At 70.6% G+C, this 20,602-nt stretch carries 16 protein-coding genes; 6 read left to right on the forward strand and 10 right to left on the reverse strand.

What is annotated here, in order from left to right; translation table 11 throughout:
• Window positions 1-736: 736 nt before the first annotated feature.
• The 3 genes from ACFUJY_RS33790 to ACFUJY_RS33800 all read left to right on the forward strand — a co-directional run bounded on the left by ACFUJY_RS33790 (window position 737) and on the right by ACFUJY_RS33800 (window position 4,602).
• On the forward strand, window positions 737-2,638 hold the full coding sequence (locus tag ACFUJY_RS33790) for an FAD/NAD(P)-binding protein (protein WP_383306768.1): 1,902 nt from the start codon (window positions 737-739) through the stop codon (window positions 2,636-2,638).
• Entirely contained in the window at window positions 2,639-3,856 is a 1,218-nt protein-coding gene (locus ACFUJY_RS33795) for a putative PEP-binding protein (protein WP_383306770.1), read from the forward strand.
• A gap of 215 nt (window positions 3,857-4,071) precedes the next feature.
• The gene (locus ACFUJY_RS33800) at window positions 4,072-4,602 is read left to right on the forward strand and encodes a hypothetical protein (protein WP_383306772.1); all 531 of its coding nucleotides are present in this window, start codon (window positions 4,072-4,074) and stop codon (window positions 4,600-4,602) included.
• Window positions 4,603-4,665: 63 nt separating this feature from the next.
• On the opposite strand, the gene ACFUJY_RS33805 is transcribed toward ACFUJY_RS33800, so the two are convergent.
• From ACFUJY_RS33805 to ACFUJY_RS33830, 6 genes are all read right to left on the reverse strand, one after another.
• Window positions 4,666-5,562: a ParB/RepB/Spo0J family partition protein gene (locus ACFUJY_RS33805; RefSeq protein ID WP_383306774.1), complete on the reverse strand. Its 897-nt coding sequence runs from the start codon at window positions 5,560-5,562 to the stop codon at window positions 4,666-4,668.
• Window positions 5,559-6,797: a ParA family protein gene (locus ACFUJY_RS33810; protein ID WP_383306776.1), complete on the reverse strand. Its 1,239-nt coding sequence runs from the start codon at window positions 6,795-6,797 to the stop codon at window positions 5,559-5,561. Before ACFUJY_RS33810 ends, ACFUJY_RS33805 begins: the two co-directional genes overlap by 4 nt.
• 210 nt (window positions 6,798-7,007) lie before the next feature.
• Window positions 7,008-7,391: a DUF6009 family protein gene (locus ACFUJY_RS33815; protein ID WP_018521694.1), complete on the reverse strand. Its 384-nt coding sequence runs from the start codon at window positions 7,389-7,391 to the stop codon at window positions 7,008-7,010.
• A 123-nt stretch (window positions 7,392-7,514) separates the two neighbouring features.
• Complete coding sequence (locus ACFUJY_RS33820; protein ID WP_383306778.1) at window positions 7,515-9,053, reverse strand: phage/plasmid primase, P4 family; 1,539 nt, start codon at window positions 9,051-9,053, stop codon at window positions 7,515-7,517.
• Window positions 9,050-10,075 carry a bifunctional DNA primase/polymerase gene (locus ACFUJY_RS33825; protein WP_383306849.1) on the reverse strand — a complete coding sequence of 342 codons (1,026 nt, stop codon included), beginning with the start codon at window positions 10,073-10,075 and terminating at the stop codon, window positions 9,050-9,052. Before ACFUJY_RS33825 ends, ACFUJY_RS33820 begins: the two co-directional genes overlap by 4 nt.
• Before the next feature lie 676 nt (window positions 10,076-10,751).
• Window positions 10,752-11,618: an NAD(P)H-binding protein gene (locus tag ACFUJY_RS33830; RefSeq protein ID WP_383306780.1), complete on the reverse strand. Its 867-nt coding sequence runs from the start codon at window positions 11,616-11,618 to the stop codon at window positions 10,752-10,754.
• A 124-nt stretch (window positions 11,619-11,742) separates the two neighbouring features.
• On the opposite strand from ACFUJY_RS33830, the gene ACFUJY_RS33835 reads away from it, so the two are divergent.
• Window positions 11,743-12,414 (forward strand): ScbR family autoregulator-binding transcription factor, encoded by a 672-nt coding sequence (locus tag ACFUJY_RS33835; RefSeq protein WP_383306782.1) that lies wholly within the window; start codon window positions 11,743-11,745, stop codon window positions 12,412-12,414.
• Between the two features lie 30 nt (window positions 12,415-12,444).
• Here the strand turns inward: ACFUJY_RS33835 and ACFUJY_RS33840 are convergent, their stop codons facing one another.
• From ACFUJY_RS33840 to ACFUJY_RS33855, 4 genes are all read right to left on the reverse strand, one after another.
• Entirely contained in the window at window positions 12,445-13,935 is a 1,491-nt protein-coding gene (locus ACFUJY_RS33840) for an FAD-dependent monooxygenase (RefSeq protein WP_383306784.1), read from the reverse strand.
• A gap of 112 nt (window positions 13,936-14,047) precedes the next feature.
• A complete protein-coding gene (locus ACFUJY_RS33845; RefSeq protein WP_361035694.1) occupies window positions 14,048-14,440 on the reverse strand; it encodes a DUF6009 family protein in 393 nt (130 codons plus the stop codon).
• Window positions 14,437-15,945 (reverse strand): phage/plasmid primase, P4 family, encoded by a 1,509-nt coding sequence (locus tag ACFUJY_RS33850; protein ID WP_383306786.1) that lies wholly within the window; start codon window positions 15,943-15,945, stop codon window positions 14,437-14,439. Before ACFUJY_RS33850 ends, ACFUJY_RS33845 begins: the two co-directional genes overlap by 4 nt.
• On the reverse strand, window positions 15,942-17,057 hold the full coding sequence (locus ACFUJY_RS33855) for a bifunctional DNA primase/polymerase (protein ID WP_383306788.1): 1,116 nt from the start codon (window positions 17,055-17,057) through the stop codon (window positions 15,942-15,944). Before ACFUJY_RS33855 ends, ACFUJY_RS33850 begins: the two co-directional genes overlap by 4 nt.
• A gap of 536 nt (window positions 17,058-17,593) precedes the next feature.
• Between ACFUJY_RS33855 and tap the strand changes: the two genes are divergently transcribed.
• A complete protein-coding gene (gene tap / locus ACFUJY_RS33860) occupies window positions 17,594-19,849 on the forward strand; it encodes a telomere-associated protein Tap (RefSeq protein ID WP_383306851.1) in 2,256 nt (751 codons plus the stop codon).
• Between the two features lie 12 nt (window positions 19,850-19,861).
• Window positions 19,862-20,416 carry a telomere-protecting terminal protein Tpg gene (tpg, locus tag ACFUJY_RS33865; protein ID WP_383306790.1) on the forward strand — a complete coding sequence of 185 codons (555 nt, stop codon included), beginning with the start codon at window positions 19,862-19,864 and terminating at the stop codon, window positions 20,414-20,416.
• Window positions 20,417-20,602: the final 186 nt, after the last annotated feature.

Raw genomic sequence — 20,602 nt, forward strand, 5'->3', positions numbered from 1 at the left:
GCGGGACCCTCATCGCTGCGCGATGAGCAAGCGAAGCGCCGCGCTTCGCTTGGCGCGCCCCCTCCGCTTCGCTCCAGGGGCTAGAGACGCCGGCGCGCTTCGCTCCCCGGCCCGCGCGAAGCGCGGGCGTTCACTCCGCTTCGCTCCATGAACGCAGTGAACAGGCCTCGCTTCGCGATGCCCTGACAAGCAACCACTTCATGGCACCCCCCCAAGGGGTTCCGTCTCGCTACACCCCAGGTCCGTCCGCTTCGCTCCCGAACCCAACCTGCTTCTACAGGCCAGCTAGCTACAAGGGAAGTCTCCTGCCGAAGATTCCCCTGCCAAAGAACTGCTTCACTTCTTATCCGGGATAAACCCTGGAACCACAACCCCACCCCCCAGCCCAACCGACCAGACAGACCCACCGCCCAACAAAAAGCCAACGCCCACCTGTCCGACAAACCACGCCCCCTCCCCCAACTGGAGAGAGAACAAAGGCCACGAGTTCACCGTAAGCCCGAAGTACAGCGGCTACGTGGGCGCGCCAAGGTGACTTGTCCCATCGCCGATGCCGTCGGCGTGCGGTGTCTTCGGGTATCGTCAGCGCCACGACCACGCACGGCCCTGTCTCGGCGTCAGAAACGTCCAACGCCCGCGTACTTCAAGCTAGTTGGCGTCCATACAGGGGACTTCCAGTCGACGAAGACAGCGACCGGGGGCGCACCAGGCGCTCCCGGGACGGCGGGGAGGCTTCATGAGCAAGACGGGCGCGCGCCCCAGGGTGCTTGTCGTGGGGGCGGGCCTGGCCGGCACGGCCACAGCGATAAGGCTGCTCCACTTCGCGAGAAGACCGCTGGAGATCATCCTGCTGGAGCGGCGAGTGGATTACCGCTCGGCAGGAGTGGCCTACCACCGCGACGGCAATCATTGGGACTATGTCTTCAATATCCAGGCGGGCCGGATGTCGGTCTTCCGCGAGGATGTGCTCGATTTCATCAACTGGGCCAACCACGAGGCTGATCGGCGGGAGTGGCCCCGGCAATGGGCCTCCTGGACGTTCACCGAGCAGGGTCCCGCCCCCCGTCGCATCTTCCAGGATTACCTCAGCGACCGGCTGGCGGAGGCCGTTCGGGAGTCGTGCTCCGGGGTCGTCCTCGTCGAAGCGGACGGCGAAGCGCTTGATGCTCGCCGTTGCGACCGCGGCTTCGAAGTGGCCGTCAAAGGCCTCACCCCGAACGTGTCCGAGCGACTGCGTCCAGGGCCTTTCGCCGACACCTTGTTGCTCGAAGCCGACCACGTCGTTCTCGCCACCGGGCTGGAGCTCAGGGAACCGGCTTTCGCGGCCGGCGTCGCAGGTCACCCCTCCTTCATCCGTAACCCGTACTCCCCCTCGGCCATCCGTAAACTCAGCCTGCTCCCGGCCGAGTCCTCCGTGGCCGTCGTCGGGTCCGTGCTGAGCGCGTACGACACGGCGGGCCTGCTGCTGCGCAACGGGCATACCGGCCCCGTGCGGCTGATCTCCCGGTCCGGGACGCTCTTCCGCACCTACCCCGACGCCCATGAGCACGGAGTGGTGCCGGTGTCGCGACCCGACATCCTGATGGAGCCCTATCGCGGGCGCGAGGATTTCCTTGCGCGTGTCAGGACCGCTTGGCAGGAAGCGTGTTCGTCCGTCAGGGACCGTCATCCCGAGATCGACGCCGTGATCCTCTCCGAACGGGTTGCGAAGGCGTGGGAGCCGTACCTGCCGGAGGCCATCGACCGCGTTCCGACCGAGGAACTGCGCTGCCTGCTGGACGAGTTCTCGACCGGTATCGCGGCCGTGCGGGTCGGGGCCGTGGCGTACACCATGGACATCATCGAGCGAGCGATGCACCCTCAGGACGGGCGGGTGGAACTGGTCCTCGGCCGGGTGCAGGAGATCACCCCCGCGTCGGCCGGGCGGCTGACCGTCTCCGTGGCCGCTCAGCACGGGCAGCACAGCTTCGAGGCAGACCTTGTGGTGTCGAACTTCGGCAGGGAGTCCGATTACGCAAAGGTCGGGCAGCCGCTCTGGCACAGCCTCGTCCGGAACGGCATCGCGACCCCTCATGCACGGACCGGCCGAGGCGTGGAGGTCGACGAGTGCGGGACGCTGCTGGACGCCGACGGCCATCCGGCTGGACCGATCTCGGCCGTCGGCGTGCCGAGGGAGGGCGATGAGATCGTCAGGCACGGTCGGACGGGTGCCTTCGCGTTCAACCTCGCAGCCATCAAGAACCACTCCGTCGCCGTCGCCGCCCACGTCGTCGAACAGCTTGAACTGCGGCGGGACGGTTTTCACCAGCTCGCCGCACGGCACCGCCAGTACCGGAGCTATGTCAGCAACCCGGAGGAAGCGGTCCGGGGAGCGCTGGAGGAGTCTGTGGAACTGGAGGTACGGAGGCTCGCCAGCCGTGAACGCAAGAGGAGGGAAGCGCTGGATTCCCGTCTGCACGCCCGCATTCGCTCGATGGGCGGTCTTCCCGTACTTCCGACGGGCGTCCCTCACGATGAACGCCTGATCAGGGCGGTCGTCAACCGGGTGGCCGTGGACAGGCTCAACGACGTCTCCGTGACACCACGGCAGCTGCGTCGGCAATTGGGGTTGGAGAGTACCGAACACCCGGAGGACTAGTTGAACGGGAACGAGCGACGGATCCTGGGCACTCTGCTGGCCGGCGGGTCGGAGAATGTTCTCCGCGGCACCTGCAACAGAACACGGAGCGCGCAGGAGGGGGCCATACTCGTCGCCTCTTCCCTGGAAGCGGGGCTCTACGACGCCATTGTGGCCTCACGGGCCGTGGTGTGCGGCTCCGGCGGTCTCACCGGTCACATGCAGTCCTTGTGCCGCGGCAGGGGCATCCCCGTCCTGCGCGTGGACGAAGCGGACCTCGCCGACCTGATCGGGGAGGTGACGCTTTATCTGGAGAGCGCGTCGATCGTCGTGGCACCGCAAACGGTCCCTCTGCCCGGGCCCGGCAACTCCACTCTGGATGCCATCGGTTCGGCGTGTGCCGTCATCGCGGATCTGCAGGACATCACGGCCATCAACTCCTGCGGTCCCCATGCCGCACGTGTGGAGTCCTTCTTCATCCGGGAGGAGTTCCTCTGCCTTGCGCTGGGGCTGCGCCCGCTCGATGCCATGGCCGGCGATGCGGCAGCCGTCGCCGCCTATGGGCAGGCCATCGGAGAGCGCCTCTGCGACTTCGTCAAAGCGCTTCTTCCCGGTCAGCGGCTCGTCCTGCGGATGCTCGACCTTCGTTCCGACCACGCGGCCGACGTCACCGAGACCGCTCCTGTCGCGGTCGAGCCCAACCCGGAGATGGGCCTGCACGGCGCGCGCTGGCTCCTTGGCTCCACCGGTTACCGTGACTCCCTCCACACGGTGCTGGCGACCTTGCGCAACAACCTCGGCGACGAGGCGGAGCGCGTGGGTCTGTCGGTGCCCTTCGTGAGCGACGAGACGGAGTTCGCGCAGCTCAGAGAGCACCTTGCGCTGCCCGACGGCACGCCCTTGTCCGCGTTCGTCGAGACGCCCTCCGCTGTTCACGCGGCTCCGGCGATGTGTGCCATCGGCGCCAGTGAACTGTTCGTGGGCCTCAAGGACCTGGTGCAGTTCTACCTGGCCGCCGACCGGGGCAACCATTTGGTCGCCGATTCCTATCGCACCCGCCACCCCGCGGTCCTCGATGGTGTGCGCAGTGTCGTGGAGTCCGCCCGTGCCGTGGGTACGCCGGTGCGGGTCTTTTCGCTGGCATCGGACCTCGAGCACTACCTCGCACATTTACCGACGCCTGACGGCTACATGATGTGCACGGCTGAACTCCGCCAGCTCCTCCTCTCCCCCGCCTGAACGCCTCGCGCCGAGCCCCGCGTCCACCTCCACCGGCCGGACACCTCCGCACCGATGGAGTCGGTGCCCGGATTATTACGACGTAATAATCCGGGCGGTCCGTAGGAGGAGGCGGCTCTCCACCGCGCGGGGGAGCCGGCTGGGCGGAACCTCCTTCCGGGCCGGTCGGGAGCTCGTACGCGGAGCCGACGACTGGGAGCCGGTGCGCCGACAGGATGGTGCACATGACTTCCACCCCGCCCCGTTGGGCAGTCCGTGCCGCCCATCTCTGCGCGCTCGTCACGCTGCCGACCGGCATCTGGCGCGTGCTCCTGGCGACAGGCCACACGGCCGGCTACACCGATGCGGGTTACGCGGCGATGGACTTCACCGGCTGGGGTGCGGGTTATGTGCTCGGTCTCAGCCTGGTCAGCGAGGCGGTCGGGCTTCTGACTCTCGGGCTCGTACGGCCGTGGGGTGAGGTACTCCCCCGCTGGGTTCCGCTGCTCGGCGGGCGCCCTCTCCCTCGGATCGCGGTCGTTGTCCCGGCTGCCCTCGGGGCCCTGGTGCTGACGGTTCTGTGGACGCCGCTCGTCGCCTGGTGGGCGCTGCCGCACCCCGACCTGACGGCGCACGGCAGCGTGGTCGTGGGGCTGCTGTATCTGCCTCTGGTGGCCTGGGGGCCGCTGCTCGGTGCGGTGACCGTCTCGTACCACCGTCGCCGTGCCAGCGGGAGGCGAACCAACCCGTCGATTATTACGGCGTAATAATCGACGGGTTGGGTGCGCATTATTACGCCGTAATAATGCGCACCCAACCCCGTGCGGGGGCTACTTCTCCGCCCTCATCCGCTTCGACTCCTCGATCTTGTAGTCGACGAGGAGCTCCGTCAGCTTGCGACGGGAGGCGACGTCGAGCTCGGTGATGATGAGGTTCGTCAGGGTGTGGGGGTCGGTCGACGGCAGCCGGGCGGGTGCGTCGGTCGGGGGCTGGCGCTTCTGCTTGGGGGTGCGGGGCTTCTGGGGCCTGGTGGCCTTCAGGTGCTGGAGGTGGGCCTCCTGGTCCTCGGCCTTCTTCTTGCCGACCAGGCGCAGCGTGGCCGCGGATTCCTCGCCCGACTGGAGCTTCTCCTTGAGTGAGGGGGTCAGGGTCAGCAGCGCCAGACGCTGCGAGACCCAGCCCTGGGAGCGGTGGAGGCGGGCGGCGAGGGCTTCCTGGGTGCCGTGGATCTTCAGGAGCTGTTCGAGGGCCTTGGCCTCGTCCAGGTGGTTGAGCTCCTGGCGGTGGATGTTGGCGACGAGGGCCGATTCCAGTATTTCGTCGGGGTTGCTGCCCAGCTTGTCGTCGAGCATCACCTTGATCTCGGTGAGTCCGGCTTCGCGGGCGGCGGCGAGGCGGGAGTTGCCGTCGATGACGACGTACTTGGTGCCGGGTTCGAGGTCGTCCTCGCGGCCCGGGTTGCCTTCGAGGTAGGCGAAGCGGCCCATGATGCTGATCGCGGTCTTCTGGCCGTGGTCGCGGAGGCTGTTGCCGAGGTCGGTGAGGTCGCCGAGGTCGGACCTCGGGTTGTCGGGGTTCAGGCTGATGGTGTCGACGGGGAGCTGGACCGGGGGCGGGGCGCCTTCGGTGGGGGCGGCGGCGACCTGGTTGATGGCGGCGCGGCGGGCGCTGATGGACTGGGTCTGGCCGAATGAGGAGCCGGCGCCGAGCCGGGATGCCTTGCTCATGAGATCTCCCGGGCGAGGGCGCGCAGGCCGACGGCCTGGTCGCAGCGGGGGGAGTAGGCGAGCAGGGGCTGCTTCACGCGTACGGCCTCCTTCTGTTCCTTGAGGTCGCCGATGACGCCGACGACCCGGGGATCCTTTATGTCCATCCAGGAGTTGAGGGACGAGGTGGCGATGTAGCCGCGGCGGGCGTCGTAGTGGTTGACGACGATGCCGAGGTAGTCCAGTTCGAGGTGCATGTCGTCGCGGAGGTCCTCGATCTGGGAGGTCAGGAGTCCGTAGGCGTCGGCGGAGCTGTCTTCGGCCTGGACGACGACGAGGACGCCGGAGTTGCCCGGTGCTTCGCCCTGGCGGCGGCGGCCGTAGTAGGCGGCGGCGTCCATGCTGAGGCCGAGGCTGGGCGGGCAGTCGATGATGACGGCGTCGTAGTCGGCCTCGATGGCGGACAGGGCGCGTTCCAGGGCTGCTTCGCGGGCGCGTACCCCGGAGAGTTTGACGTCCAGGAGGAAGGCGTCGGTGCAGGCGGGCAGCAGGTGGAGGCGGTCGCCGAAGCGGGGGTCCTCGATGGGGACGACGAGGTCGGCGAGCCGGCCCTTGGCTTCGCCGGCCATGTGTTTGGTGAGGCTGTCGCCCTCGATGGGCAGCGGCTGGTGGCCGAGCTGCTTGGTGAGGTGGCACTGGGGGTCGAAGTCCACGAGGAGGACGCGCAGTCCGAGGCCGGGAAGGTCCTCGTAGTCGAGGGGCGAGGGGTCCGCGTCCTCGGCGAGGGCGGCCGCGAAGTGTTTGGAGATGCGGACCGGGTGGAGGGCGCCCGGGTCCTCGGCGAGGGCTTCGCCGGTGCCGGCGGCGATGGCGGTCTTGCCGACGCCGCCCTTCTGGTTGCAGGTGATGATGCGCTTCGGGTGTTCGGGGCGTACGACGGTGGGCGCCGGGTTGGTCTCCAGCCACATCACGACGGACTGGGCGAGGCCCTGGATGAGGGAGACGCCTCGGCTTCCGCAGTCGGCGCGGAAGCCGTCCCACTGGCCGTCAGGCAGGAAGGTGGCGAAGGACTTGGCTCCGGCGGTGTCGATGGGGGAGAGGTTGGATCCGAGTCGCCGCCATGCCTCGATGCCTGCTTCGACGGCGTGCTGGATGTCGATGTTGTGCTGGGCGGCCCGGATCTTCAGGTCCTGCTGGAGTACCGGGGGGAGCTTGGAGACGACCTTCTCGCGGTCGCCGGGGGAGGGCGAAGTCATGGCAGCCACCTTACTAACTCCGGTGATCCTTTTCTGTACCGACGCGTTAGTTCTGGCTGTGTTTTGGTTGAGGCACGCTCAAGAGCCCGGCTTCTGGGTGGTCGTGGAGCCGGGCTCGGGGGAGTGGAGCGGAGTGCGGGCGGTTATTACGGCGTAATAAGTCGGAGGTGGGTGGGGATTATTACGGCGTAATAATCCCCACCCACCTCGTCAGCTGCCGGTCTCCGCCGTTGCGGCCAGACCGCGTTGCGAGCGGGGCGTCTTGTCGCCGACGCGCTTCGGCTCGATCGTGCTCGGGTCGACCGCTTCGCCCGGGGCGCCCTCGTGGTACGGGCCGTCGGGGTCGGCGTCGCGGTCGTGGGGGAGCAGGAAGAAGACCCGGCGCAGGTGAAGTCCGCTGTCCGGGTCGGCCTCGGTGTGGGCCTCCAGCTCGGTGTAGCCGACCATGCGTCCGTCGCGTTCGTAGCGGGGCTTCCCGCGGCGGCGGGTGGTCTTGTCGAGCGCCTGGCGTACGTAGTCGAGGTTGTCGGGGTTCTCCAGCCAGACCACGGCGTTCTCGTGGTGGAGGTCGCTCTCGTTCAGCAGCGAGCTCATGGCTGCAGCCCCTTTGTGTGTCGGCCGGCCGGGAGGAGGCCGGGGTGGGTGTGAGCACGTTCCCTGGTGGGGGCACCGTGTTCATGGTAGGCCGGACCGGCGGGTGTGTGCCCGGTGCGTACGTCAGCCATGGCTGGTCCTGGATTCGTCGTCGGCGAGGAGTCCCAGGCCGGGGTAGTACTTCTTGCCGCTGGACTTCATCATGTCGGCGGGCGAGGCGAGGGAGAGTTCCTGGCGGACCCGGGTCGCGAACGCGCGGGCCGTCGCGGGGCGGATGCCTTCGCCGGCTCCGCACCAGCTGCTGTACGCCGCGTAGAGCAGGCCCTGTTCCACGCGGAGGTCCGCGGTGTGGGTGGTGCAGCACTCGGCGAGGAAGCGGCCGATGTGGTCCTCGGTGGTGGCGTAGGCGGCGGTGGCCGAGCGGACCGTGGCGGGGCCGTCGAGCGGGTCCCGGGTGGCCAGGTAGAGCTTGGCGCCCTCGATGAGCCACTGCAGGATGCCGGGGCCCTCGCTCTGGACGAGCTCCTTGGCGAGGTTGTCGATCTTGCGGGCGGCGGGCACGACACGCTCGAACGGGATGAGGCGGATACGGCGCCAGAAGGCGTGTCCGCCGGTGCCGACTTCGGGGCGGTGGTTGCCCAGGAGCCAGAGCTTGTGGGTCGGGTTGAAGCTGAAGAAGTCCTGCCGCATGCGCCGGGCCATGATGCGGTCGCCGCCGGTCAGCAGCTTCACCCGGGACTCGTCGAACTTGTCGTTCGGCTTGAGCTCCGAGCAGACGACGATGCGCCGGCCGTGCAGTTCGGTGAGCTCGGTGGAGTGCTCCGAGAACTTCCCCTTCTCCATGAGGAAGCCCGGCGGGGCTGCCTGCGCGTAGTCGCCGAGGATCTGGGTCATGACGTCCAGCAGCACGGACTTGCCGTTCGCGCCGGTCCCGTAGAGGAACGGGAGCACCTGGGCGCCGACGTCACCGGTGACGGAGTAGCCGAGGAGCAGGTGGAGGAAGTGGATCGTCTCCTCGCCCTTGGCGTCGTCGCCGAATGTGTCGTGCAGGAAGCGGTGCCAGCGCGGGGTGGGCGTCGCTTCGGGGGCGACGCTCGTGGCCCTGGAGTGCATGTCACCCACGGGGTCGGGCTTCCGTAGGTGCCCGGTGTGGAGGTCCACGACGCCGGCCGGGGTGCACAGGGCGTAGGGGTCGCCGTCCAGGACGTCCGGGTCGAGGGCGAGCGCGGGGGATGCCTTCGCTTGCGTGAGCATGGCCTTGATGCCGGGCGTCGACATGGAGCGGCGGCGGTGGGCGCGGACTTCCCGGTCGGTGTACTGGCCGGTGGGATCGGTGGGGGGCATCTGCTCGGCAAGGTCGCCCGCCGCCCAGACCGCGGCCTTCTCGCCGCCCGTGCGCTTCCAGCGGTACTGGTCCCAGTGGTACCAGCCCAGGCCCTCGACGTGGCGGAACTGGTCGCCGAACATGACGGCGAACAGCTTGGCGTTGCCCCGGTCGGTCAGAAGGGCGGGCAGGCGGCCTTCGGGTGGCGGTGGTTCACCGGCCACGGAGGCGTTCTGCTGGGCGGGCAGGCCGGGAAGGCCGCCCTCGGTTTCGAGGGCGAGCATCTGCTGCGCTGCGGCAGTGGCGTCGAAGCGCGGGCCGCTGTCGGCGCTGCTCATGGGCGTCCTTCGGGATCGAGCGGGCGGGCTGCGCCGGCGGACAGGGCTGAGGCGATGATGGTGAGGCTGTGCCGGTGGCGGTTCGGACGCGCGGCGTCGGCCGCTTCGGTGAGCAGGTCCTGTGCGCGGGGCTCTGTGAGACGCCCGGCTGCGACGAGTCCGCCTGCGGTGTAGGCGGCCCGGTTGAGCTTTTCGGTGAACGCGGTGCCTTCGGCGGCTGCCGCGCAGGCCCGGACCTCGGCGAGCAGGGGCTCCAGGACCCGCAGCGCGCGCGGGGTGCCCTGGGCGGGGCGGGTCGCCCGTGCGGGGCGGGGTGCCGGGACTCGTACGGGGTCAGGCCCCGGTGTGTGGCCGGTGCGCAGGAGTTCGGCGGCGAGCCAGTCGGGGAGGGGTGCGGGCAGGCGGGCGGCGCCTACGGGGGTGTAGGTGCCGGCGCGGGTGCGGGTGGCCGGGGTGACGATGTAGCCGCCGGTGGCCCGTACGTCTACCTGCCAGGCGAGGGCGACCTTGGGGCTGGAGCCCACGGAGGAGCGGTAGCGCGGTCCGCCGGGTTCGGTGCGGTACCAGATGTGGAGGCCGCCGGACGGGGTGCGGACGCGCAGGGTGTCCTCGTCGTCCGCGGGGCTGGGCCGGCCGCGCAGTGCGGCGAGCAGCGCCAGGGTGTCGTAGCCGGAGGCCAGGCCGGTGAGGTTGACGCTCTCGTGGATCGGGATGCCGGGCAGCAGCCGGTTGCGGTGGGGGACTTCGGCCGTGTGTGCGTCGATGTCCAGTACGACGAGGCCGGCGGGGCCACACGAGACGCCGACGCCGAGCGAGGGGTTGACGCCCCACCAGGCGGCCAGGCGTTCCGGGTCGGTGGTCGCGGCGTGGAAGCCGTGGCACCACCGGCCGGCGGGCAGGCAGGGGCAGTCTGTTGGTCGGTGGGGGTCCTCGCGACAGGCCGGGCAGTTCCCTGCGGGCGTTTTGCGTCCGGCGGCCAGGGGGTGGACGGGCCAGCCGTTCGCCGCGCACCAACGGGCCATGTCGAAGGGACTCGTGGCTCCCGCCGCGCGCGGGTCACCGGTCTCACTTTGACGCGGCACGCTGATCGTCCTTGCCGAAGGGCCAATAGGTTGTTCAGTCCTGAACGATTCAGTCCCTCCAGAGAAGAGCCAGGTCAGAGCGGTTTCACTGCCGGGCTGAGGGACTGAAGGGACTGAGTTTTCGGATTCGGGTCAGAGCCTACAACAGGCGTCCCACGGCGGGCGGGACTCTTCGCTCCGCGAGTCCCTTCGGTCCCTTGTCCTAGGAAGCAGAGTGTGTTCGAAGTCGGCGTGTCGGCCACCCGTGCCGGTCGGGGTGGGGAGGGACCGAAGGGGAGGGACTGAAGGGGGAGCGGAGGGACTGGAAGTTTCGGTCCCTCTTCGGTCCCTCGGGTAAAGGTGCAGGTCAGAGGCTTGCGAGTGGAATGGGGAGGGACTGAAGGGACTCAAGGTCGGTAGTTATCAGCGCTTCAGGACCAGAGTAGTAGGTACAAAGGGATATATAGGGTTGTTCTACGCGCGTGCGCATACACACGCCTGCATAATCGCTTATAACTGCCAGTCTTGAGTCCCTTCAGTCCCTTCGGACCCTTTCTAATGGGGGAGGCGGGGCTGTGACCTGCGGTTTTGTCTGAGGGACCGAAGAGGGACGGAACGGTGAGGGACTGAACGGGCTTCAGTCCCTTGTGGGGGTGTCGGGCCGGAAAGCGTTCAGGTGGTCGGCGGCCCAGTCGCGGTACGTCCGGGCCGGCCGCCCGAGCAGGCCGGGGAGGGTGGGGTCCACGTCCGCCTTGGAGCCGCTGTGCTGCCGTCTGGCGCTCTCCAGGAGGGCGGAGGCGATATCGGCCGGGTAGCGGGCTGCGAGGGCTGTACGGGCCTGCTGGGGGCTCAGCTCCTCGAAGCGCAGCGGCAGGCCGAGGAGCGCGGCCAGCTGGGCGGTCTGCTCGGTGGCCGAGAGGGCCTGAGGGCCGGTCAGGGTGTAGGCCCTGCCCGCGTGGTCCCGGTCCGGCCCGGAGAGGGCCAGAGCGGCCACCTCGGCGACGTCCCCGGGGTCGACGCAGGCGTTGGCGGAGGTGCCGTACGGCGCGCGCACGACTTGGTCGGAGCGGATCGACCGGGCCCAGGACAGGGTGTTGGACATGAAGGCGCGGGGGCGAAGCAGGGTCCAGGCCAGGCCCGAGGCGCGCAGCAGGTCCTCGTTGTGGCGCTGGCGACGGGTGATCAGGTCGGTGGCGGCGGGGTCGGTGACGGCGGCGGCCGAGAGCTTGACGATGCGGCGGACGCCGGCCGCGCGGGCCGGGTCCAGGAAGCGCGTGTCGTCGTCCCCGTCGGGATTCGTGACCAGGAAGGCGGTGTGGACGTTGTGCAGAGCGTCCGTCAGGGAGGCGGGGTCGGTGAAGTCTCCGTGGACGATCCGGGCGGACGGGGGCGCGCCGGTGACCCGCTCGGGATGCCTGGCCATGATGCGTACGGGCCGGTCCGAGGGGAGGCGGCGGAGCACTTCACGGCCGATCGTCCCGGTTGCGCCCGTGACGAGGATCATGGTTTCCCTTTCCCGCCGGACATTTCCCCGACCAGGGTGGCGGGGAGATGTCGGCCTGTAAGATACGAACTGGACGGTTTATTTATCCCCCCACGTTCGACCACCCGAGGAGGGAGGAGACACAGTGGCTGAGCAGCTGCGGGCCATCCGTACCAGGCAGACGATTCTTTCGGCGGCGGCCAAGATCTTTGAGGAGCAGGGGTACCAAGCGGCCACGATCTCCCAGATCCTCACCGAGGCGGGGGTGACCAAGGGCGCGCTGTACTTCCATTTTCATTCCAAGGAAGACCTGGCCCAGGGGGTTCTCTCCGAGCAGGACCAGCGCATCATCGTGCCGATCCGCGCGTCCAAGGTGCAGGAGGTCGTGGACGTCGTGATGCTCCAGGCGCACCGTCTCCAGACCGATCCGATGGTGCGTGCGGGCGTCCGGCTGACGATGGACCAGCTGACGCAGAACCTCGACCGGAGCGGCCCGTTCCTGCGGTGGGGCGAGGTCGGCCTCGGCCTGCTCCAGCAGGCACAGGCCCAGGGCGAGCTGCTGCCGCACATCTCGCCGGCGGAGACCGCCGAGGTCATCGTGGGCTCCTTCGCGGGCATCCAGTCCATGTCGCAGGCCGTGTGCGAGTACCGCGACCTGGTGGTGCGGGTGTCCGCCTTGATGCGTCATCTGCTGCCCAGTGCGGTGGTGCCGTCGGTGCTGGCCTCGCTCGACCTGTCCGAGACACGGGGCGAGCGGGTGTACGCGGAGGCCGTGCAGGCGGCCGGGCTGCCCGACGTTCTGGAGACCGCGAGCTGAGAGTGGGGGTGAGCCCACCGTCCGTCGGGCTCATCCGCTGGGGGGACTTGGGCCGAAGTACGCCGTGAGCACCTGTCGCAGGGCGCCGTCGCCGGGGACCCAGGCGAGGTAGCCGTCCGGTCGCAGCAGCGCCGCCTCGTACGGCACCCCCGGCGTGGGCCGGGTCGCCACGATGCGCAGGAGGCCCGCCCAGCCGCGGGCCTCCTCCCGGAGGCCCGCGGCCTTCTCGTTCAGGAGCAGCAGGACTGGCCGTCCGTCGTGCAGCAGGCGGATGACGTCGGTGTCGCCGTCCGGGGTGCTGAGCGCGGTGTTGCCGAGGTACGTACCGGCGGCCGGGCCGCCCGCGCCGGTGAGGTCGGGCAGGACGGTGTCCTGGGCGCTGATCAGGCCGCTGAGGCGGCCGCTGCCGGCCTCGTCCGCGAGCAGGCCGGTGAAGACCGTCCGCAGCGCGTCCGCCTCGGGGCCCGGGCGCATCAGAGCGAGCTGAGCCCGGGTGCCGTCGAGCACGCGGCGGGCGAGCGGCCGGCGTTCCGCGTCGTAGCCGGCCAGCAGGGCGGGCCCCGCCGCGCCGCGCACCGCGAGGGCGAGCCTCCAGCTCAGGTTCAGCGCGTCGAGCAAGCCGGTGCTCAGGCCCTGGCCGCCGATGGGGAAGTGGACGTGCGCGGCGTCGCCGGCCAGGAAGACGCGTCCCCGGGCGAAGGTGCGGGCCAGGCGGGCGAAGTCGTTGAAGCGGCTCAGCCAGTGCGGGGAGTGCATCGCGATCTCCCGGCCCGCGATGCGCGCCACCTCGCGGTGCAGCTCCTCCAGGGTGACGGGCCGGTGCCGGTCCGGGTGGGCGCCGCGGCAGTCGAGCGTCCGCAGATGGGTGCGGACCCCGTCGCGCTTGGCGACGATCCAGCCGCGCGGGGTGCGGTGCCAGCCTTTTGGAATGGCCCCCGGATCGGCCAGGGTGACGGTCCCCATCAGTGCGGACACCGTCGCCGGGAAGGTGTCGGACTGGATGCCGGCCCGGGCGCGGACCGTGCTGCGGGCGCCGTCCGCCCCGACCAGGTACCCGGCGTGGAAGACCTTCGGCCCCTCGGGTCCCTCGGCGGTGACCCGTACGCCGTTCTCGTCCTGGACGGCGTCGGTGAGGCGGTGCCCGCGCAGGACGCGCGCCCCGGCGGCGCGGGCCCGGGCTTCGAGGTGGCGTTCCAAGGCGGCCTGGACGCATTTGAGGACCGGTTCCGGTTCGTGCGGGGGAGCGGTGATGGTCAGGCCGGGGAGCCCCGCGAAGTGGAAGGTGCTGGTGGTGGGTCCGGCCGCTCCTGCCGCCGGCCGCGGGAGGTGGCCCCGGCGGGTCAGGGACTGCACGGCGCGGGCGTGCAGCGTGGTGGCCCTGGGCTGGTCGGAGATCTCGGTCCGGGCTTCGAGCAGTACGGTGTCGACGCCGTACGCCGCCAGTTCGGCCGCCACGAGCAGGCCGACGGGCCCTCCGCCGACGACGAGCACCTGGGCCCCGGTGAGACGTTCCCCCTGCACGTCGGTGTCCTCCCTGTCCGCGGTCGTCCCCGACGGGAGAAAATATACCGGACGTGCTGTTTCTTAACCATTCCGGCAAGGACCTGCTCCGGCAACGGTCGTGGGCGTACCGCTACGGCTGGAGTTCCCGGGCGGCGGCCGACGACATGGGCCCGCCTTCCGAGCGCTCGGTCTTGTGGCCCTTGCTGCCCGGCGCCAGCGTCCGCACGTCGACGGCCTCCGCCGGCGCGCCCCGCGCGTACAGCCCGTCGGGCTCGGTGTCCCGGTCGTGGGGGAGCAGCCAGAACACCCGGCGCCGGAAGGTGCCCGAGGAGCGCGATGGCTTGGCCTTCGGCCCCAGCAGGGCGTAGCCGACCATTCTTCCGTCGCGGTGGTAGGCGGGTTTGCCCCGGCGGGTCGGGAGGCGGTCCAGGCTCTGGCGGACGTAGTCGAGCACGCTGATGTCCTCAAGCCACACGAGGTCCACCTCGTGGACGATCTCGTCTTCTGCGATGAGGGCGCTCATACTGTCTCCTCGTCCGCGAGCAGGCCGATGCCCGGGTAGTACTTGCGCTGGTTGGAAAAGATCATTTCCTTCGGTGATGCCAGCCCCACCACTTCGCGGATGTGCGCCGCGAAGGCTCGCGACGAAATCGCGGGAACGCCCTCATTCTGGCACCAGTGCTTGTACGCCGCGTAGAGATGGGCCTGTTCGGCCCGGAGCCCGGCGTCGAGCCGACAGGTCTCGCCGACGAACCTCCCGGTGTGGTCCTCGGTCTCCGCGTACACGGTCGTCGCGATCCGCACCCGCTCGGGCCCCGAGAGGTCCTTGTCGCCGCCCAGGTAGCGGCGGGCGCCCTCGATCAGCCAGTTGAGGATGCCCGGCCCCTCCTGGGTGACCAGGATGTCCGCCAGGTTGTCGATCTTGCGGTGGTCGGAGACGACACGTTCGAACGGGATGAGGCGCATGCGCCGCCAGAACGCGAAGCCGCCGGTGCCGACTTCGGGGCGGTGGTTGCCCAGCAGCCACATCTTGTGGGTCGGTTCGAAGCTGAAGAAGTCCTGCCGCATCCGGCGGGCCTTGATCCGGTCCCCGCCGGTCAGGAGCTTGACCCGGGCCTCGTCGAAGCGGTCGCCCGGCTTGACCTCGCTGCACACGATGACCCGTCGGCCGTGCAGTTCGGCGAGGTCCGTCGGGTGGCCCTCGTACGGGCGTGACATCAGGAAGCCGGGCGGCGCCGCGTCCGCGTAGTCCCGCAGGAGCTTCATCAGGACGTCCAGCAGCACCGACTTGCCGTTCTTCCCGGAGCCGAACAGGAACGGCATCACCTGGCCGCCGACGTCCCCGGTGATGGAGTACCCGAGCAGCAGCTGGAGGAAGGAGATCATCTCCTCGCCGGACGGTCCCTCGCCGAAGGTGTCGGTCAGGAAGCGGTCCCAGCGGGGCGTGGGCATCGCCTGAGGGGCCGCCGAGGTGGAGCGGGAATGGAAGTCCTTGGTGGGCTCGGCGGGGCGGATGAAGCCGGTACGCAGGTCCACCACGCCCGCCGGGGTGCACAGTGCGTACGGGTCGGCGTCCAGGAGCGCCGCGTTGAGGACCATGCCCGGTGCGGACCTGGCCTGGGTCAGCATCGCGTTCATCCCGCTGGTGCTGAGGGTGCGCCGGCGGTGCTGCTGGAGGGCGGCGGGGGTGAAGACGCCCCGCGGGTCGGTGGTGGCGAGGGATTCCGCCAGGTCGCCCGCCGACCACATCACCGTGTCGTCCTCGTCGAACTGCCAGCGGGTGCCGTCCCAGCGGAACCAGCCGATGCCGGGCACATGCCGGTAGTCGTTGCTGTAGAGCCTGACGAACAACTTGGCGTTGCCCCGGTCGGTGAGGGTGTCGGGCAGCAGTCCGTCCGCCGTGGCGTACGGCGTGGACGCCTCGGCGTGCTGCCGGGACTGTGCCACGGGCTGCGCGAGGATCTGCGCGGCCACGGCCCGTACGTCGAAGGAGGGCGATGGCAGGGCACTGTCCTGGTCCGCGCTCACGCGCGCCCCCCGAGAGCCAGTGGCCGCAGCCGCCCCGCGCCCAGCCCGCCCCGGATGATGGCGAGGTTGCGCCGCTCCTGGTCCGGGCGGGCCAGCCCGGCCGCCTCGCGCAGGGCGCGCACGGCCTGGTCCTCGGTGACGTGCCCGGCGGCGACGAGTCCGCCCGCCGTGTACGCGGCCCGGTTCAGTTTCTCGGAGAACGCGGCGCCCTCGGGAACGGACGCGCAGGCGGCGACCTCGGCGAGGAGGCCCGTCAGCAGGCGCTCGCCCGGTGCGTCGGACCGGCCGCCCGCCGCGAGCACCGCCTGCCGGGCCCGGGGCGGCACGGGTCTGGGCCCCGGCGCGGAACTGGTGGGCAGGTGGCCGGTGCGCTGGAGTTCCCTGGCGAGCCAGGCGGGCAGCGGGGCGGGGGTGCGTACGGCTCCGACCGGGCGGTAGGTCCCGGCCTCGGTGACGGTGCCGGGCGCGACGATGTAACCGCCGTGCGCCCGGACGTCGACCTGCCAGGCCAGGGCCCGCCCGCCGCCCGAACCGGCCGAGCACTGCCAGCGGTGCCCGGCGTCGTTGCGGTACCAGACGTGCAGACCGCCCGACGGGGTGCGGACCCGGAGCGTGGACGCGTCGTCCGCGGGGCTGGTGGCGCCGCGCAGGGCGGCCAGCAGGCCCAGGGTGTGGAAACCGTTGGCCAGGCCGGTCAGGTCGATTCCGGCGGCGATCCCGACGCCCGGCAACAGGCGGTCCCGGCGGGGGAGTTCGCGGCTGTGCGCGTCGACGTCGATGACGACGAGGCCCGCCGGGCCGGTGGCCACGCCGACGCCCAGACCCGGGCGGCCGCCCCACCACTGCCCGATCCGGTCGAGGTCGAGCGTCGCCGCGTGGAATCCGTGGCACCAGCGGCCTGAACGCAGGCAGCGGCACCGGGCGCGGTCGTGGTCCGGGCGGCGGCACGCCTCGCAGTTGGCCACCGGTGTCTTACGGCCCGGCGCAAGGGGATGAACCGGCCACCCCTGGCGGGCACACCACAACGCCGTCGTCAGCGGCTGCTCAGCGACCGGCTCAGCCTCCGGGAACTGCCGTGAGTCGCCACGCGAGACCCGCAGTTCAGCTGCCATTCACTTCCCCCATCAGCGACTGAAGCGACTCAACTCGCAAAATCAGATTAGCGAAACCCCGAGGGAAGAAGAGGCCACTGCGGCAGAACAGATGTGCCCATCGAAAGATGCCCCCAGCTACTCAGTGACCGGGCCGCGCGCGGTCCCCGGTCGTTCGGTCGCTCCTCGTCGTGTCCGTGAATCCGCAGGCCGCAGCCGTATGCTCGACGGAAAAGCGACTGAAGCGACTCAAGCTCTCCATATATGACGCGCACGCGCACACACGCCAATGGCTGCATATATCTGACCCGAGGGTCGCTTCGGTCGCTCCGCATTGCGGCCGGTCACCTGACCTGCGGTTCCTTCTCCGGGGTTCCAGCTACCGAGCGGGCTCCCGGTCGCTCCGATCCGGTCACTGGGCGCCGGAAGACGCTCCGGCCGCCTCCAGCCGGGCTGAATCCCGGCTCCAGTGACGCCGAACCGGCATGCGCAATCCGTGCGACATCCAGGAGCGTTCCGGTGAGCGGTTCGATAGGGTGGCGTACGAGGTGATCTTTTTGTCCCACGAGGAGCAGCTGCTGTTCAGCGCGGTCGACGCGCTGCTGGAGCAGATCGCGCAGGACCCGCTGCCGCCGCCGGCCGAACGCAAGCGGCTGCGCGAGGCCGCCGGGCTGAGCCAGGACCAGGTCGCGAAGGCGTTGAAGAGCCGCCGCGAGTCCGTCGGCAACTGGGAGTCCGGGCGCAGCGAGCCCCGGCCTCCGAAGCGCGCCGCGTACGCCCGGCTGCTGGAGGGCCTTGCCGCACGTTTCGCGCCGGAGGAGCCCGCGGAGGGCGTCTCCGGCCTCGAGGAACCTGCACCTGAGGGATCGGCATCTGAGCGAACCGCACCTGGGCAATCCGCGCCGGAGCCGCCCGGGTCGGCGGTCGTCGTGGGCGACGCGCTTCCCGCCGCCCGTGTGAGCGAAACGCCGGCCGCGGAACCGGCCACCGAGCGGCCCATCGAGCCGCCCGCCGATTCAGCCGCCGAATCGGCCACCGAGCCGCCCGCCGAGCCCCGTACGCCCCCGCACGCCCATGCGGCGGCCGACGCCCCCCGCTACGACCACGGCCCGCTCGCCGTCGTGGACGTGGAAGCCGGTGAGGTGTCCGCGTACTGCGTGGGCGGGCTGGTGCTCGACGTGCCCGCCAAGTCGCTGCCCGCCCTGGTCGAATGGGCCCTGGGAGAGGCGCGCCTCGGTGCCGAGCGGCTGCACCCCAGCGGTCAGGACGCCGATCCGCTGCTCGTCCTCACCGAGGCGGCGTGCGAGCGGTTCGGGCTGCCCGCGCGGCTGTCGCGGGAGGAGGGCCTGGCCGGGAGGCTGCCGGAGGACCACAAGGTGGTCAAGCAGCTGGTGCGGGCGGAGTGGAAGCTGACCCGGCGCGGTTTCGGGCCGTGGGCCCGGATCTACCGGCCCGCCCGGGGCTCGCGCCGCAGCTGCGTACAGCTGTGCGTTCCCTCCTGGAACGCGCTCGACGTCCGCCACTGGAACGGCGCCTCGCAGCTCCCGCCGGCCGAACTCGTACGGCTGCTGGGGACGTACGCGTCCCGCGTGATGACGCCCCGCGGCTCCACCGCCGTCACCGGGCTCGAACTCATGACCTCGCTGCACCCGCCGACCCGGGCGAGCGCTCCCGACGCGGACGGCCGGCGGCACCGTGAGCGCAACCCCGGCTCGCTCGGCTCCGAGCCCGTCGAGTGCGCCCCCTGCGAGGCCCCCGACGGGCACCCGCTCCTCGCGGACCTGCCCCGCTTCCATCAGCGCGGCCCGGCCGAGATGCTGTTCGAGGAGGCGTACGACTGGGCGCGGCCCCTCACGGACGACGAGTGCCTGAAGCGCCATCTGGTCGGTATCGACGTCAACCTCGCCTTCGGCGCCGCCGCCAACGGGGCGGTCGTCGGCCTGGGGGCGCCCGTGCACGTGAACAGCCCCGAGTTCGACCCTGCGCTGCCCGGCTCCTGGCTGGTGGACCTGTCGCACGTCGACCCGTCCCACGTGATGATCGGCAAGCAGTGGCGGCGGCTCGACGGCGACCTGCTGCCCAGCCCGTTCACGCCGAAGGGCGACCGCCCGGAGGGCCCCGCCTGGTACGCGACACCGACCGTGGCGTACGCGGTGGAGCTCGGTTACGAGGTGGCCCCCGTCGAGGCCTGGGTGCGCCCGGCCAACGGGCGCTATCTGGACGGCTGGTACAAGCGGCTGCGTGACGCGTACGCGGCGACCATGGCGGACCTGGGCGTGGGCGAGGGGCTGGCGCCCGACGCGTTCCTGGCGGCGATGGAGGGGTACCGGGACCGTGACCCGCAGCTGGCGGTCGTCCTCTCGGCGATCAAGGCGACGGTCAAGGGCGGCATCGGCAAGCTGCGGGAGCGGCCGCGCGGCGGCGGCTGGCGGCCGGGCAGACCGTGGCCCGCGCTGAGCCGGCCGACCTGGCGCCCCGACATCCGGGCCGCCGTCATCTCGCGGGCCCGGATCAACATGCACCGCAAGATGGTCCGGCTGGCGGCCGCGACGGACCAGTACCCGGTCGCCGTGCTCTCGGACTGCGCAGTGTACGCCTCCGACGGGCCCTCCCCGTTGGACTTCCTGCCGTACCGGGACGGCAAACCGCTGCCCGGGGGCTTCCGGCTCGGGGTCAGCCCGGGGATGGTGAAGCACGAGGGATCGCAGACCACGTTGTGGGCGGAGGCCGTCCGGGAGGAGTACGGTCCGGAGCTCAACCTGGCCCGGTACATCAAGGACGGCGCGGTCACCGCCAAGGACGACGGAGAGTAGGGGAGCCAGCCGATGAACACGGTGGGCGAAGGTCTCGACGAGGCGGTCCAGCGGGCGTTCACCCGGCCCGCGCCCAAGTCGGCCGGTGCGCAGATGCGGTACCTCGTCAAGCAGCTCAAGGGCACCAGGGCCGTTGCCGAGCTCCTGGGCATCACCCAGCGCACGGTCGAGCGGTATGTGCGCAACCAGCTGAAGAAGCCCCGCCCCGAACTGGCCGCCCGCATGGACCGCGAGGTCAAGCGGCGCTGGCAGCCGCAGATCCAGGCGAAGGCCCGCAAGGCGGCGGCGACCACCGGGGGCATCGTCATCGACACCCGGGCCAGGTTCGGTTACACGGCGGCGCCCGGCTCCACCGACGACGCCCGGTTGCGCCACCTCACCGTGGCGCTCCCGCCGGTGTACGCGGCCCGGCTCTTCGAACTCCGCGAGCAGGGCGGAAGCGACCGGCAGCTCCAGGAGGTCGCGGCCGAGGGGTTGCAGGAGATCTACTTCAAGGACGGCGGACGCCGGGCGCAGGGGCTGCTGGTGGAGTACACCGACCTGGAGCACGTGGCCTTCGACCTCTGACGGAGTGACATGAGGCCGCGTCCGCCGCACCCGTACGCGGGGGCGCGGCCCTCCGGCGGGGCGGCCTCCCGCGTACGGGCGCGAGCGGGTTCTTCGGTCGCTTCGGTCGCTGTGCCGTCGCGCGTACGGGTGTGACCTGCGGTTTCGGCACGTGGACGGGCCAGCGACCCAAGGCCGTGCGGGGGT

The sequence above is a fragment of the Streptomyces sp. NPDC057249 genome (assembly GCF_042669245.1).
Classification (GTDB): domain Bacteria; phylum Actinomycetota; class Actinomycetes; order Streptomycetales; family Streptomycetaceae; genus Streptomyces.

Excerpts from the sequence above, each read along its gene's own strand:
- ACFUJY_RS33790 (WP_383306768.1), top strand. The coding sequence starts at position 737 with ATGAGCAAGACGGGCGCGCGCCCCAGGGTGCTTGTCGTGGGGGCGGGC.
- ACFUJY_RS33800 (WP_383306772.1), top strand. The coding sequence starts at position 4,072 with ATGGTGCACATGACTTCCACCCCGCCCCGTTGGGCAGTCCGTGCCGCC.
- ACFUJY_RS33805 (WP_383306774.1), bottom strand. The coding sequence starts at position 5,562 with ATGAGCAAGGCATCCCGGCTCGGCGCCGGCTCCTCATTCGGCCAGACC.
- ACFUJY_RS33810 (WP_383306776.1), bottom strand. The coding sequence starts at position 6,797 with ATGACTTCGCCCTCCCCCGGCGACCGCGAGAAGGTCGTCTCCAAGCTC.
- ACFUJY_RS33815 (WP_018521694.1), bottom strand. The coding sequence starts at position 7,391 with ATGAGCTCGCTGCTGAACGAGAGCGACCTCCACCACGAGAACGCCGTG.
- ACFUJY_RS33820 (WP_383306778.1), bottom strand. The coding sequence starts at position 9,053 with ATGAGCAGCGCCGACAGCGGCCCGCGCTTCGACGCCACTGCCGCAGCG.
- ACFUJY_RS33825 (WP_383306849.1), bottom strand. The coding sequence starts at position 10,075 with ATGGCCCGTTGGTGCGCGGCGAACGGCTGGCCCGTCCACCCCCTGGCC.
- ACFUJY_RS33830 (WP_383306780.1), bottom strand. The coding sequence starts at position 11,618 with ATGATCCTCGTCACGGGCGCAACCGGGACGATCGGCCGTGAAGTGCTC.
- ACFUJY_RS33845 (WP_361035694.1), bottom strand. The coding sequence starts at position 14,440 with ATGAGCGCCCTCATCGCAGAAGACGAGATCGTCCACGAGGTGGACCTC.
- ACFUJY_RS33855 (WP_383306788.1), bottom strand. The coding sequence starts at position 17,057 with ATGGCAGCTGAACTGCGGGTCTCGCGTGGCGACTCACGGCAGTTCCCG.
- tpg (WP_383306790.1), top strand. The coding sequence starts at position 19,862 with ATGAACACGGTGGGCGAAGGTCTCGACGAGGCGGTCCAGCGGGCGTTC.